Origin of the sequence: Brevibacterium linens, from assembly GCF_003999335.1 — a bacterium.
Taxonomy (GTDB): Bacteria; Actinomycetota; Actinomycetes; order Actinomycetales; family Brevibacteriaceae; genus Brevibacterium; species Brevibacterium linens.
Map to the genome: position 1 here is coordinate 817271 of NZ_CP026734.1, position 13756 is coordinate 831026.

The window sequence follows — 13756 nt, forward strand, 5'->3', positions numbered from 1 at the left end:
AGAGGTGTGATGATTGACGCACCAGGGTCGAGCAGCGAAACTTGCTCGGTGAAACAGAAAGAGTGTTCCGGGACATGGAATTACTTTTCGGTATCCCGGTCCGGTATCCGGAGCTGAAGACTCGACTGCTTCATTGCGCATGTTCAAGGCGCAGGGCCGACGACGATGATGTCGCCGGCTGACCAAATCGAACAACCTGAGGTGGTCCATGAAAATGGCTGACAATGACCAAGCGGTGAAGACCGCATCGTCGAGACCGGGGCTTCTCGACAGATTCTTCGAAATCACCCCACGTGGGTCGACGATCAGGCAGGAGATCCGCGGAGGCATCGTCGCCTTCGTCGCGATGGCCTATATCGTCGTCCTCAATCCGCTCATCCTCGGCGGTTCCCAGGACATCGCCGGTGACAGCCTCGACTTCGCCCAGCTGACCGCGGTCACCGGGCTCGTCGCCGGCGTCATCACGATCCTCTTCGGCGTCGTCGCCCGACTGCCCTTCGGTCTCGCCGCAGGCCTGGGAATGAACAGCTTCCTCGCCGTCTCCGTCGTCCAGGAAGTCACCTGGGCGGATGCGATGGGGCTCGTGGTCATCAACGGCGTCATCATCGTCGTCCTCGGTGCCACGGGCATCCGCACCGCGATCTTCAACGCCGTCCCGCATGCGCTGAAGATCGCCATCACGGTGGGCATCGGACTCTTCATCGCCTTCATCGGCTTCGTCAACGCCGGATTCGTCACCCGCACCCCGGCAGGCCCACCCGTCCAGCTGGGACAGGACGGATCGATCGGCTCCCTGCCGACGCTGGTCTTCGTCTTCGCGCTCGTCCTCATCGGCATCCTCGTGGCGCGCAGGATCCCCGGCAGCATCCTCATCGGCATCATCGTGGCCACGATCGCCGCGATCATCATCCAGGCGTTCGCGAAGCTCGGAACCGTCGGCGACCCCGTCGATCCGGACCCGCTGGGCTGGAACCTCTCCGCGCCGGAATTCCCGAAACAGGTCATCGCCCTTCCCGACTTCGGTCTCATCGGCGCCTTCGACCTCGTCGGCGGCTTCCAGCACATCGGAGTCCTCGCAGCCACGATGCTCGTGTTCACCCTCGTGTTCACGAACTTCTTCGACGCCATGGGCTCGATGACCGGATTGGCCCGCAGCGCCGGGCTGCAGACCGACGACGGAATGTTCCCGCGCATCCGCGGAGCCTTCATCGTCGAAGGTCTCGGCGCGGTCTTCGGCGGCGGCGCATCCGCGTCGTCGAACACGGTCTTCGTCGACTCCGCAGCCGGAATCGCCGAAGGCGCACGGACCGGTCTGGCCGCCTGCATCACCGGTGTGCTGTTCCTGCTGTCGATGTTCTTCTCACCGCTCATCGCCGTCATCCCGATGGAAGCCGGAGCCGCGGCGCTCGTCGTCGTCGGCGCCATGATGGTCACGCAGATCCGCGAGATCGACATGACCGACTTCCGCACCTCGCTGCCAGTCTTCCTCACCATGGTGACGATGCCGCTGACCTATTCGATCGCCAACGGAATCGGCGTCGGATTCATCTCCTGGGCGCTCATCCACGCCATGAGCAACCGTGCCCGCCAGGTCCACTGGCTGCTGTGGGTCGTCTCGGCCGGATTCGTCCTGTACTTCGTTCGCGGCCCGATTTCGGCTATCTTGGGGGCATGAGAACAATGGTTGGACACTCAGCTTGGGGAAAGGGTCAGATCGCCCACGGGGCTTGACCTGCGGGGACGCCTGAGTCCCCGATTCCACGTTCTTCTGCGCTGTTCGCATGGATAACCAGAAGCTCGAAGAACGAAGCACAATGTTCCAACCATGCACTGTGCGCCTCAGTGAAGAGGCGCGGGAGGTGTGAAGTGCGATGTCCGCAGCGACAACGGACCAGTCAACTGCCGAAGTGACAATCAACGGGACCGTCCACGAGTTCGACGGCCCACCCCATACGAATGCGCTGGACTTCCTGCGCGGTCAGGGGCTGACCGGAGCGAAGGAAGGCTGCGCCGAAGGCGAATGCGGGGCCTGCGCGATCATGGTCGCCCGCCCCGACGAATCCGGCGGAACCCGCTGGACGTCAGTGAACTCCTGCCTGCTGCCGGCGGCAGCCCTCGACGGGGGAGAGGTCGTGACCTCCGAAGGTCTGGCCGACGGAGACACCGTCCACCCCGTCCAGGAAGAGATGGCCGTGCGCGGCGGATCCCAGTGCGGATACTGCACCCCCGGTTTCATCTCGTCGATGGCCGCCGAATACTACCGCCCTGATCGCTGCGAGGACGGCTTCGACCTCCACTCCCTGTCGGGCAATCTGTGCCGCTGCACCGGCTACCGCCCCATCCGCGATGCCGCGAATGCGCTGGGACTGCCCGCCGCCGACGATGCGCTGGCCGCCCGCCGTGACCGCCCCGCCCCGTCGGCTCGAGCCACCGACTACCAGCGAGCCGACACCGCCACCGGGAAGATCGGACGCTACCGTCGTCCCGCCACCCTCGCCGAGGCGACCTCCATCCTCAGCCAGGATCCCGAGGCCACCGTCGTGGCCGGGGCCACCGACTGGGGCATCGAGGTCAACATCAAGGGAGCACGCGGTAAGAACATCCTCGCCATCGACCGGCTCGAGGAGATGCGCGGAATCCGCCGCACCGAATCGTTCGTCGAACTCGGCGCCTCCCACACCCTGTCCGAACTCGAACGTGAGCTCGCCGGAGACATTCCGCTGCTGGGCAAGCTGTTCCCACAGTTCGCCTCCCGCCTCATCCGCAACGGGGCGACCATCGGCGGCAACCTCGGCACCGGTTCGCCCATCGGCGACACCCCACCGGCGCTGCTGGCCCTCGAAGCCGAACTCGTGCTCACCTCCGTGCGCGGATCCCGAACCGTGGCACTGGCCGACTACTTCACCGGATATCGGCAGACGATCAGAGAAGCAGATGAACTCATCACCGCCATCCGCATCCCGCTGCCGCTGTCTCCGCTGACGTCGTTCCAGAAGATCGCCAAACGCCGCTTCGACGACATCTCCTCGGTGGCGATCGGCTACGCCGTCGACATCCAGGACGGAATGATCGCCAAGGCCCGGATCGGTCTCGGCGGAGTCGCAGCCACCCCGCTGCGCGCCACCGCCACCGAAGCCCTCCTCGAAGGCCGGCCATGGACATTGGAGACCGTGCACGCGGCGGCCGAGACCTTCCCCGCCGAAGGCACCCCGATGGACGACCACCGGGCGAGTGCGAAATACCGGACCGCGATGCTGCGGTCCTCCCTCGAACGCTTCTACGCCGAGCAGCTCAGCCACCCGGCCGTGACCAGCAAGGAGGTCAACTGATGAGCCAGCTCTCCCAGCGCCCCGCCGACCCGGTCGTCGGCGAACGCCACCACCACGAAAGCGCATTCGGTCACGTCACCGGAATCGCGCTCTACACCGATGACCTCGTCGGACGTCTCACCGGGGTCCTCCACGCCTTCCCCGTGCAGTCGACGACCGCGCACGGCCGCCTCGGCGCCATCGATGTCGAACCCGCCTATGCGGTGCCCGGGGTCGTCAAGGTCATCACCGCCGCCGATATCCCCGGCGTCAACGATCAGGGCGTCAAGCACGATGAGCCGATGCTGCCGGTCGACGAGATCATGTTCTTCGGCCAGCCCCTGGCCTGGGTCCTCGCCGAGGATCTCGAAGCCGCGAAGGAAGGTGCTGCGGCCGTGACCGCCGAGGTCGAGGACCTGCCGTCGCTGGTGACCGTGGCTGAGGCGATCGCCGCCGACAGCTACCACGGCACACCCCTGTCGATCGACAAGGGCGAGGTCGACTCCGCGTTCGCCGATGCCGCGCATGTCTTCGAAGGCGAATTCGAGCTCGCCGGCCAGGAGCACTTCTACCTCGAGACGCAGGCGTGCCTGGCCCACGTGGACGAGAACGAACAGGTCTTCATCCAGTCCTCGACCCAGCATCCCACCGAGACTCAGGACATCGTCTCCCACGTCCTCGGGGTTCCCGCCCACGAGGTGACCGTGCAGTGCCTGCGCATGGGCGGCGGCTTCGGCGGCAAGGAGATGCAGCCCCACGGCTACGCGGCCCTGGCCGCGCTCGGTGCGAAGCTCACGGGCAGGCCGGTGCGGCTGCGTCTCGACCGCACCCGCGATATCACCCTGACCGGCAAGCGGCATGGTTTCCACTCGTCGTGGAAGATCGGATTCACCGAGGAGGGGAAGATCCTCGCCCTCGATGCGACGCTGACCGCGGACGGCGGGTGGAGCCTCGACCTCTCCGAGCCGGTGCTCACCCGCGCCATGTGCCATATCGACAACGCCTACTGGGTGCCCAACATCCGGGTCACCGGCCGCATCGCCAAATGCAATAAGACCTCGCAGACGGCGTTCCGCGGATTCGGCGGCCCACAGGGAATGCTCGTCATGGAAGACATCATCGGCCGTGTCGCCCCGCAGCTGGGGCTGTCCGCCCGCGAGCTGCGCCGCCGGAACTTCTATGCCGACGGTCAGGACACCCCCTACTATCAGCCGGTGCGCCATCCCGAACGGATCGGGGCGTGCTGGGACCAGCTCATCTCCCAATCCGATCTGGACGCCCGCGAGGCTGAGATCGAGGCATTCAACCTGAGCCACGAGCACATCAAACGCGGTCTGGCGATCACCCCGGTGAAGTTCGGCATCTCGTTCAACCTCACCGCCTTCAACCAGGGCGGGGCGCTCGTGCTCGTGTACAAGGACGGATCCGTCCTCGTCACCCACGGCGGCACCGAAATGGGGCAGGGGCTGCATCAGAAGATGCTGCAGGTCGCGGCCACCACCCTCGGCGTGCCACTGTCGACGGTGCGTCTGGCGCCGACGCGCACGGACAAGGTGCCCAACACCTCGGCGACGGCGGCGAGCTCCGGATCCGACCTCAACGGCGGAGCGGTGAAGAACGCCTGCGACCAGATTCTCGATCGGCTGCGGCAGGTGGCCGCGGGCATCCTCGGGGCACCCGCCCATGAGGTGGAGATCTCGCGGGGAATCGTCTCCGCGCTGTCGTCTGCGAAGACGGTGACCTGGGAAGAGCTCATCAATACCGCGTATTTCCAGCGCATCCAGCTCTCGGCCTCAGGTTTCTACCGCACCGAGGGACTGCACTGGAACCTCTCGCAGATGCGCGGCGAACCGTTCAAGTACTTCGCCTACGGGGCTGCGGTGTCCGAAGTCGAAGTCAACCGCTTCGACGGCTCCTACACTCTGCGTCGCGTCGACATCGTCCACGACGTGGGAGACTCCCTGTCACCGTTGCTCGACCTCGGACAGATCGAGGGCGGCTTCATCCAGGGTGCCGGCTGGCTGACGCTGGAAGATCTGCGCTGGGACGAATCGGACAAGCCGAGCCGGGGGCGTCTGGCCACTCAGGCGGCGAGCACGTACAAGATTCCGAGCTTCTCCGAAGTCCCCGAGGTCTTCAATGTCACCTTCCTCGACAAGGCGCACGAAGAGGGAGCCGTGTACGGGTCGAAGGCCGTGGGCGAACCCCCGCTCATGCTCGCCTTCTCCGTCCGCGAAGCCCTGCGCGAGGCCGTCGGGGCCTTCGCACGCCCCGGTCACAGCGTCGACCTCGCCTCCCCGGCCACACCCGAAGCGGTGTTCTGGGCGATCGAAGAAGCCCGCGGTCAGGGCTCGGGGACGGCCGCCTCGGCGAGGGAAGGACAACGAATTCCGTCATGACCTGGATGGACACCGCAGCCGAGCTTCGCGCAGCTCGGGTGCCGGCTGTCCTCATCACTCTCGCCGCGGTGCGTGGGCACGCCCCACGTGAGGCGGGAGCGAAGATGATCGCCACCGCCGATGACCTGTTCGGGACCATCGGCGGGGGCAATCTCGAGATGACGGCCCTCACCCGTGCCCGGGAGCTGCTCGCCGAGGGACAGGCGGCCCCGGAGATGCTCACCCTGCGGCTCAACGACAAGGCGCCGGCGAAATACGGGCGCCAATGCTGCGGCGGAGAGGTCACGATGCTGTTCGAACCCCTGCCCGTGCCCGCCTCGGTGGCGATCTTCGGCATCGGCAACATCGGCCTCGAACTCACGCGGATCCTGGCCCGCCACGATCTCGACCTCACCGTGTCCGATTCCCGACCGGAGCAGCTCGAGGCTCTCGATGGGTTGGAGGCGCCGGTGGCGCGGATCCGCCGCGAATTCGCCGTCGTCGGCGAAGAGGTGCTTGAGAGCCTGCCGGCCGGCGCGCACGTGGTCATCATGACCCATGACCATGCCGAAGACCTGCACCTGTGCTCCGCGGCGCTGACCCGCGGCGACCTCGGCTCGGTCGGACTCATCGGCTCGAACGCGAAATGGCAGCGCTTTCGCAAGAACCTCTCCGCCGAGGGCTTCGACCTCGAGGCCGTCGACACCATCCGCTGCCCCATCGGACTGCCCGAGCTGCCGGGCAAAGCACCCGCAACGATCGCCGTGAGCGTCGCCGCGGACCTGCTCGGCCGCCTCGGCTGATTTTTACCACCACTGACTCAAGGAGAACCACTGTGGTCATCTACCGTGCCCGCGTCTTCGACACGCCGGACAACCCGTTCACCGGAGGCCGGCTGCGCTCGGCGTCCGATGTCGCCCTCGTCGTCGACGACGGGCTCATCACCTCCCGCACCGATGTCGACACGGCCCGGGCAGCACATCCGGACGCCGAGGTCGTCGACCTCCGCGACGGTGTGCTCATCCCCGGACTCATCGATACGCACGTCCATCTGCCGCAGGTCCGTGCCATCGGCCACCTCGGGCGGCCTCTGCTCGACTGGCTCGACCAGTGCGCCCTGCCCGAAGAGGCGAAACTCGCCGACCCCGCCTACGCGAAGGCGGTGGCCGGCGAATTCCTCACGGGGCTGATCTCGGCGGGGACCACCTCGGCGATGGTCTTCGGTTCGCACTTCGCGAGCGCCATGGACATCTTCTTCTCCGCCGCGTCAGAGTCGGGGCTGCGGATCACCTCCGGCCTGGTCACCAGCGACCGGAACTTACCCGAGGCGCTGCTCACCGACGTGGAGCGCTCGGCGCAGGAGAGTCAGGCGCTCATCGACCGGTGGCACGGGAAGGGACGCCTGCGCTACGCGGTGACGCCGCGGTTCTCGTTCTCCGCAGGTCCCGAGCTGCTGGCCGCCGGCGGCCGCCTCGTGGAGGAGAATCCGGGCATCTGGGTGACTTCGCACCTGAACGAGAACGTCGATGAGATCTCCGGAGTCGCGCAGATCCACCCGGAGGCTCGTGACTATCTCGACACCTACGACCGGGCGGGACTCGTCGGTCGGCGCACGTTGCTCGCTCACAACGTCCACCCGCAGGATCGGGAACTGGCACGCATGGCCGAGGCCGGGTCCGTGGCCGCGCACTGTCCGACCTCGAACTCGGCTCTGGCCAGCGGTTTCTTCCCGTTGCGCCGGCATATCGAGGCGGGCGTCCGCGTGGCTTTGGGCTCCGACGTCGGGGCGGGGACCGGATTCAACCTGCTCAAGGAAGGGGTGCAGTCGTACTTCATGCAGCAGCTCGACCCTGCCGGGGGAGTGGCCTTGACCTCCGCGCATCTGCTGCACCTGGCGACGGCGGCCGGCGCCGAGGCGCTCGAACTCGATGAGGTCGGGGTGCTGAGTCCGGGCAAGCGCTTCGACGCCGTGCTCATCCGCCCGGCCGCGGGGCAGCCCTTGGACGTCGGCATCCGCCACGCTGCCGACGACGAGGACGCCTTGGCGACGATCTTCGCCATGGGCGCCCCGGGCGACATCGCCGGCGTCTGGGTCGACGGCACCCCTCTCTGACCCCAATTACTACCTGACGGCGGCCCAGCAACCTCGCGAGGTTGCTGGGCCGCCGTCAGGTAGTTCTGAGGGGAAGGTCTTGACGGGACCTCCGCGGGCGATTCATGCTCGAAGAGCTCGCTGTCGGCGCGCAGCACCGGATCCCCTATGTCCACATCGTCGTCAACAACTCCTACCTGGGCCTCATCCGTCAGTCCCAGCGCGGCTTCGAGATGGACTACGAGGTGTCGCTGGCATTCGAGAACATCAACGCCGCCGGTTCCGCATCCTCCGGATACGGCGTCGACCACGTGGCCGTGACCCAGGGGCTCGGGTGCAAGGCGCTGCGGGTCGAGGATCCCGAACTCATCGGCGAAGGCCTGCGGGTGGCCAAGGGACTCATGGACGAACATCAGGTGCCCGTGGTCGTCGAGGTCATCCTCGAACGCGTCACGAACATCTCGATGGGCATCGCCCTCGACCAGATCAACGAGTTCGAGACGCTTGCCCAGACCCCGGCCGACGCTCCGAGCGCGCTGAGCCCGATGGGCGAACTGGCCGCAGCGAAATAGGCCGGGCCCGGTCTCGCTGGCCCGAACCGCGGGAGGGCTGGGCCGAACCGCCCGAGCCGAGTAGTCTAGAACGGTATACCGGAACTGCATCCACCCGGCCCTCAAGGACGGGCGACCGAGGAGGAACATTGAGCAACGACGCCGACTTCGACCTGATCATCCATGCCGAGAAGGCTCTGCTGCCCGACGGCATCGAACCGGTGACGATCGGGGTCAGGGGTGGGAAGATCGCCGAGATCGCCCGCGGTGGACAGGATCAGGGCACAATCGCCTCGGCGGAGGTGACAGTCATCGAGGTCGGGGATGATCGGGTGCTGCTGCCCGGTCTCGTCGACTCCCACGTCCACGTCAACGATCCCGGTCGCGCCGAATGGGAGGGCTTCGCCAGCGCGACCCGCGCGGCCGCGGCCGGGGGAGTGACGACGATTATCGATATGCCGCTGAACTCCCTGCCACCGACGGTCAACGTCGCAGCCCTGGAGACGAAACGCGAGGTCGCCGAGCCCAAGGCCTTCGTCGACGTCGGCTTCTGGGGCGGGGCGATTCCTGGCAACACCGCGGATCTGCGTCCTCTGCACGAAGCGGGCGTCTACGGGTTCAAATGCTTCCTCGAGGACTCCGGCGTCGAGGAGTTCCCGCCGCTGGAACCGGCCGAGATGAAGGCGGACATGGCCGAGATCGCCTCCTTCGACGGAATGCTCATCGTCCATGCCGAGGATCACGAGGTGATGACCTCGGCGCCGAAGAACTCGGGCCCGAAGTTCGCCGACTTCCTCGCCACGCGCCCCCGCGAAGCCGAGAACGTCGCGATCGCCCGAGTCGTCGACGCAGCCCGGGAGACCGGGGCCCGGGCGCACATCCTGCACCTGTCCTCGGCGGATGCGCTGGGGCAGATCGCCGCGGCCAAGGCCGAGGGCATCAAGCTCACCGTCGAGACCTGCCCGCATTACCTCGTCTTCACCGCCGAGGAGATCCCGGACGGGGCGACGACGCACAAATGCTGCCCGCCGATCCGTGAGGAATCGAACCGGGAGGCGCTGTGGCAGGGGCTCATCGACGGCACGATCGACTGCATCGTCTCCGACCACTCGCCGTCGACGGCCGAACTCAAACTGCTCGACACAGGCGATTTCGGTGCGGCGTGGGGCGGGATCTCGTCGCTGCAGCTGGGACTCTCGCTCGTGTGGACCGAAGCCGCGAAGCGCGGAATCGAGCTCGCCGAGGTGGTCCGCTGGATGTCCGCGGCGCCGGCGGCCGTGGCCCGGGTTGACGGCAAGGGGGCGATCGCCGAGGGCAATGACGCGGACTTCGCCGTCTTCGCCCCCGACGACGAGTGGACGGTGCGGGCCACGGAGCTCTGGCACCGCAACCAGATCAGCGCGTACGACACCCGCGCCGTCCGCGGTCGGGTGACGCGAACCGTGCTGCGCGGTGCCCCGGTCGACTTCGAGGCCCCCGCAGGCCGCCTCCTCACCGCCCGCTGAATTACTACCCGACGGCGGCCCAGCAACCTCGCGCGAGGTTGCTGGGCCGCCGTCGGGTAGTTCCGGGGAGAAGTTATCCACAGATTACGCCCACATATTGTGCTTTGATGCCGGATAGTGCAATTTGGTTTCATGTACTTAAGTATGACGACTCAAAAGCTCTATCGGCTCGGGTTCACCAAAGACGAGATTCGGCGCGGGGAGAAGTGCTGTCTCGAACGCGTAGCGCGAGGACGATATGTGGCCACCGGCTCCTGCGCGGATGCGCGACATGAGCCGATCTGGGCGGCCCTGACCGAAGCCGACTTCGAAGAATTCGGCCACCAGGGCGATATGCGCGATGAGATCGAACCCCTGAGAGTGCTCATCCGCACGCGGGCCGAGAAGATCCACACCGCATCGGGGCGATGGCGGGTGACGAAAGGGCGCGAGGTCTTCTCCCATCTGTCGGCGGCACTCATCCACAACCTCCCGATCGCCTATCCGGCTGAGACGAGGGTGGAGGTGTTCCGGCCGAACGTCAGCCGCAAGTACCGGCACCTCTATGTGCGCAATCGCGCGATTCCGTCCGCGCACCGGAAGATGGTCGGCATCTATGCGGTGACGACGATGGAGCGCACGCTCATCGACATCGCCCGGGACTACGCACCGGACGTGTCCGTGCCGATGCTCGACGAGGTGATCCGCCGGCGCCGCACCACGCGTTTCCGCATCGAAGCGGTGCTGGCGGAGTGTCCCGAATCCCGCGGTGACGCCGCGGTGCTGCGTGCTCTCGACCTCACCGACGGCAGGCGCGAAGCCCCCTCGGAGTCGATCGCAGCGGTGCGCTTCTTCGAACACGGCATCACCGGATTCGAACCGCAGGTGGAGTTCTTCGGCCACCTCGGCGAGGTCATCGCCCGTGTCGACTTCTGCAACCACGATGCCCGGCTCATCGTCGAGATCGACGGCATGGAGAAGTACACGATGGACGGCCGTTCGACACGAGAGAGCCTCGCCGCGGAGAAGGCGCGCGAAGCAGCGCTCGAGGCCCGGGGGTACAAGATCATTCGCCTGACCTTCGGAGACCTGTTCCGCACCGCGCCGTTCGAACGCATCCTCGGGACCCTCGCCGCGCGTCTGCGCACCGGATGATGCGCCCAGAAGCACCTGACGGCGGCCCAGCAACCTCGCGCGAGGTTGCTGGGCCGCCGTCAGGTAGCAATCAGGGGAGGAGCTGGGTGCGGAGGCGGGCCACGTGGCCGCGGGCGTCGACGTTGTACTCGGCGTGGGTGAGCGTGCCGTCGGCGCCGATGACGAAGGTCGAGCGCTGGGTTCCCTGGAACGTGTGCTCCCCGATCGTCTTCTGCCCGTAGCTGCCGTAGGCCTTCGCCACCGCTGCACCGGGGTCGGAGAGCAGCGAGAACGTCAGGCCCTCCTCAGCGGCGAATTCCTTGAGCGATTCGGTGTCGTCTGGGGAGACTCCGAGGACCTCGAAGCCGGCGGCCGACAGGGCGGAGAGATTGTCTCGGAAATCACAGGCCTCCGTCGTGCAGCCCGGCGATGCGGCCTTCGGGTAGAAGTAGAGGATGACGTCGCGGCCGGCGAGATCGTCCTTCGAGACGGTCCGTCCCTCGGCGTCGGTGAGCGTGAAGTCGGGAGCGATGTCTCCGACGGTGAGCTGAGCCTGAGTGGTCGTGGTCATGGTGCGTCCTTTCGTCGTTGAAATGGTGTGTTCGGCGGCGAGCTGAGTGCGCACGCCTGCGCGGCCGTGTCCTCGATGAGCGCTTCGGCGCGCTCGGACAGGGTGGCCAGGTCCGCGGGGCCCGGTGCGATCGACAGCGCCGCCGTGATCCCGGCCTCCCGGCACTCCGCGGCGGACAGGCCGACCCGACCGGCGATGACGATCACCCTCGCCGAGGCGGGGGCGTGGTCCCGTACGGCCGCGACGACCTTCCCGCCCAAGGATTGGGAATCGAAGGATCCCTCTCCCGTGAGCACAAAGTCGGATTCGGCCAGAGCCTCGGCCAGGCCCACGGCCTCGGCGACCATCGTCGACCCGGGAACCACCTCGGCGCCGAGCAGCGTCGTCAGCGTCAGCGGTATCCCGCCGGCGGCCCCGAATCCCGGAGTCGCCGCCAGAGCCTCGGCCTCTTCAGAGGTGCCGGTGAGCACTTCGGCCAAGTGACCGAGCCCGGAATCGAGCACGGCCACCGAGTCCGCATCCGCTCCCTTCTGCGGGCCGAAGACCGCGGCGGCCCCGCGGGGTCCGGTGAGCGGATTGTCGACGTCGACGGCGATGCGCCACCGCACCGCCGTGGCCCGTCGGTCCAGCCCCGAGGTGTCGACCTCAGCGATCGCTGCCAGCCCGCCACCGCCCTGTGCGACCGGCTGACCTGCGGCATCGGTGAAGCGTGCGCCGAGGGCTGCCAGGATTCCGGTCCCGCCGTCCGTGCTCGCCGAGCCGCCGATGCACAGGAGGATCTCCTCGACCCCGAGGTCGAGTGCCGCGGCCGCGATGAGTCCGACGCCGAAGGTAGCGGCGCGTTCGGGCTGCAGCTCCACGTCCGAGACCTGCGGCAGGCCATTGGCCTGGGCGGCTTCGATGACCGCGGTCCGTCCGTCCGGGGAGAGACCGAAGTCCGCCGAGGTGGTTCTGCCCAGGGCATCGACCGTGTCCACGGTGCGAGGCCGAGTTCCCCAGACGGCGAGCAGAGCGTCGAGCGTGCCCTCCCCGCCGTCGGCGAAGGGCAGCTCGGCGACTCGCGCTCCGGGGAAGACCGCCCGGGCACCGCGGGCCATGGCGGCCGCGGCGGCAGGGGCGGAGGCCGAACCTTTGAAGGAGTCGGGCGCGCAGACGATCGTCGGGGTCGGATCAATGGTTGTCAGGCTCATGCACTCATTCAACCTCATCGTCGATGGTCGGGTATGCGGCGGTTGCCACACACCCAGTATCCACCATGCGGAAGAAAGTTTCCACAAAAATATGTGAGCAATTTGACATTCCCGGTGGTGCCCAGCAGACTCGGAGCAGTTGTTCGGAAATGGTATTCCGAACGGTGAAAGTCATTCAGCGCCTGCCAAGGAGGTCACCGTGGACCTGGCCGAGTTCAACCGACTCCCAGCCGATGATGCCCGCGGAATTCTGCGTCCCTGCCTCGACGTCGACCGGTGGATCGACGCGGTCGTCGACGCCCGCCCCCTGGCCGACCTCGACTCCGCCAAGGCGGCATCCCGAACCGCCGCACCGCTGACCGGCGCCGAGATCGACGCGGCGATGTCCCATCATCCGCGCATCGGCGAGAAGGCGAAGGGCGACAGCGCCGAGGCGGCCCATTCGAGCCGTGAACAGGCCGGACTCGGCACCATGGAAGCCGATGTGCAGTCCCAGCTGGCCGCGGGCAACGCCGCCTACGAAGCCCGCTTCGACCGCGTCTTCCTCATCCGCGCCGCCGGCCGCACCCCTGAGGAGATCCTGTCCGAACTGCAGCGCCGCATGGACAACACCGCAGAGGATGAGATCGCCGAGGTCGGGCAGCAGCTCATCCAGATCGCCGAACTCAGACTCGAAGGAATCCTCGCATGAGCTTCATCACCGCCCACGCCCTCGACTCGATGGTCGGCACCCCCGCCGCCGACCTCGAGGTCACTCTCTACTCCGGTGACGAGGTCATCGTCTCGGCCCGCACCGACGACAACGGGAGGGTCTCCGACTTCGGCCCCGACCACCTCGAGCCGGGCAACTACCGGATCGTCTTCGGCACCGGCGACTACTTCGCAGCCCGAAAGGTCGACCACTTCCACCCGGTGGTCACCATCGACTTCACCGTCCAGGCCGGCCAGGAGCACTATCACATTCCGCTGCTGCTCAGCCCCTTCGCCTACAGCACCTACCGCGGCAGCTGAGCCGCGCCCACAACCGCTCACAGGGGAAGCAGGCCCC

Annotated in this window: 11 protein-coding genes and 1 pseudogene; 10 read left to right on the forward strand and 2 right to left on the reverse strand. The window is 67.0% G+C overall.

Translation table 11 applies throughout. The annotated features are described in order from the left end of the window. Positions 1 to 214: 214 nt before the first annotated feature. The 8 genes and pseudogenes from CXR29_RS03410 (at position 215) to CXR29_RS03445 (ending at position 10968) form a co-directional block, all read left to right on the forward strand. Positions 215 to 1675, forward strand: coding sequence for an NCS2 family permease (locus CXR29_RS03410; protein WP_127363902.1), 1461 nt, complete (start codon positions 215 to 217; stop codon positions 1673 to 1675). A gap of 196 nt (positions 1676 to 1871) precedes the next feature. Further along, positions 1872 to 3329, forward strand: a complete 1458-nt coding sequence (locus CXR29_RS03415; protein WP_127363903.1) for a xanthine dehydrogenase small subunit — start codon at positions 1872 to 1874, stop codon at positions 3327 to 3329. Next, positions 3329 to 5707 carry a xanthine dehydrogenase molybdopterin binding subunit gene (xdhB, locus tag CXR29_RS03420; RefSeq protein ID WP_127363904.1) on the forward strand — a complete coding sequence of 793 codons (2379 nt, stop codon included), beginning with the start codon at positions 3329 to 3331 and terminating at the stop codon, positions 5705 to 5707. Before CXR29_RS03415 ends, xdhB begins: the two co-directional genes overlap by 1 nt. Next, positions 5704 to 6489 carry a xanthine dehydrogenase accessory protein XdhC gene (xdhC, locus tag CXR29_RS03425; protein ID WP_164742767.1) on the forward strand — a complete coding sequence of 262 codons (786 nt, stop codon included), beginning with the start codon at positions 5704 to 5706 and terminating at the stop codon, positions 6487 to 6489. The genes xdhB and xdhC overlap by 4 nt, the downstream gene beginning before the upstream one ends. A 32-nt stretch (positions 6490 to 6521) precedes the next feature. Next, positions 6522 to 7799: a guanine deaminase gene (guaD, locus tag CXR29_RS03430; RefSeq protein WP_127363905.1), complete on the forward strand. Its 1278-nt coding sequence runs from the start codon at positions 6522 to 6524 to the stop codon at positions 7797 to 7799. Between the two features lie 98 nt (positions 7800 to 7897). Further along, positions 7898 to 8350, forward strand: a pseudogene (locus CXR29_RS03435) (thiamine pyrophosphate-dependent enzyme); the annotation flags it as partial. A gap of 128 nt (positions 8351 to 8478) precedes the next feature. Then, positions 8479 to 9834, forward strand: a complete 1356-nt coding sequence (gene allB / locus CXR29_RS03440; protein ID WP_127363906.1) for an allantoinase AllB — start codon at positions 8479 to 8481, stop codon at positions 9832 to 9834. A 240-nt stretch (positions 9835 to 10074) separates the two neighbouring features. Next, a complete protein-coding gene (locus tag CXR29_RS03445) occupies positions 10075 to 10968 on the forward strand; it encodes a DUF559 domain-containing protein (protein WP_101554224.1) in 894 nt (297 codons plus the stop codon). 70 nt (positions 10969 to 11038) lie between these two features. Here CXR29_RS03445 and CXR29_RS03450 read toward each other — a convergent pair whose 3' ends face one another. Beyond that, positions 11039 to 11518 carry a peroxiredoxin gene (locus CXR29_RS03450; RefSeq protein WP_127363908.1) on the reverse strand — a complete coding sequence of 160 codons (480 nt, stop codon included), beginning with the start codon at positions 11516 to 11518 and terminating at the stop codon, positions 11039 to 11041. Next, positions 11515 to 12708 carry a glycerate kinase gene (locus CXR29_RS03455; RefSeq protein ID WP_127363909.1) on the reverse strand — a complete coding sequence of 398 codons (1194 nt, stop codon included), beginning with the start codon at positions 12706 to 12708 and terminating at the stop codon, positions 11515 to 11517. Before CXR29_RS03455 ends, CXR29_RS03450 begins: the two co-directional genes overlap by 4 nt. Before the next feature lie 199 nt (positions 12709 to 12907). Between CXR29_RS03455 and uraD the strand changes: the two genes are divergently transcribed. Beyond that, positions 12908 to 13399: a 2-oxo-4-hydroxy-4-carboxy-5-ureidoimidazoline decarboxylase gene (gene uraD, locus CXR29_RS03460; protein WP_101594494.1), complete on the forward strand. Its 492-nt coding sequence runs from the start codon at positions 12908 to 12910 to the stop codon at positions 13397 to 13399. Beyond that, positions 13396 to 13719, forward strand: coding sequence for a hydroxyisourate hydrolase (gene uraH, locus CXR29_RS03465; RefSeq protein WP_101594492.1), 324 nt, complete (start codon positions 13396 to 13398; stop codon positions 13717 to 13719). The genes uraD and uraH overlap by 4 nt, the downstream gene beginning before the upstream one ends. Positions 13720 to 13756 lie beyond the last annotated feature (37 nt).

What these genes read in the sequence shown, in the direction of transcription:
- CXR29_RS03450 (WP_127363908.1), bottom strand. Translation starts at nt 11,518, where the DNA reads ATGACCACGACCACTCAGGCTCAGCTCACCGTCGGAGACATCGCTCCC.
- xdhB (WP_127363904.1), top strand. Translation starts at nt 3,329, where the DNA reads ATGAGCCAGCTCTCCCAGCGCCCCGCCGACCCGGTCGTCGGCGAACGC.
- CXR29_RS03415 (WP_127363903.1), top strand. Translation starts at nt 1,872, where the DNA reads ATGTCCGCAGCGACAACGGACCAGTCAACTGCCGAAGTGACAATCAAC.
- CXR29_RS03410 (WP_127363902.1), top strand. Translation starts at nt 215, where the DNA reads ATGGCTGACAATGACCAAGCGGTGAAGACCGCATCGTCGAGACCGGGG.
- CXR29_RS03455 (WP_127363909.1), bottom strand. Translation starts at nt 12,708, where the DNA reads ATGAGCCTGACAACCATTGATCCGACCCCGACGATCGTCTGCGCGCCC.
- xdhC (WP_164742767.1), top strand. Translation starts at nt 5,704, where the DNA reads ATGACCTGGATGGACACCGCAGCCGAGCTTCGCGCAGCTCGGGTGCCG.
- uraH (WP_101594492.1), top strand. Translation starts at nt 13,396, where the DNA reads ATGAGCTTCATCACCGCCCACGCCCTCGACTCGATGGTCGGCACCCCC.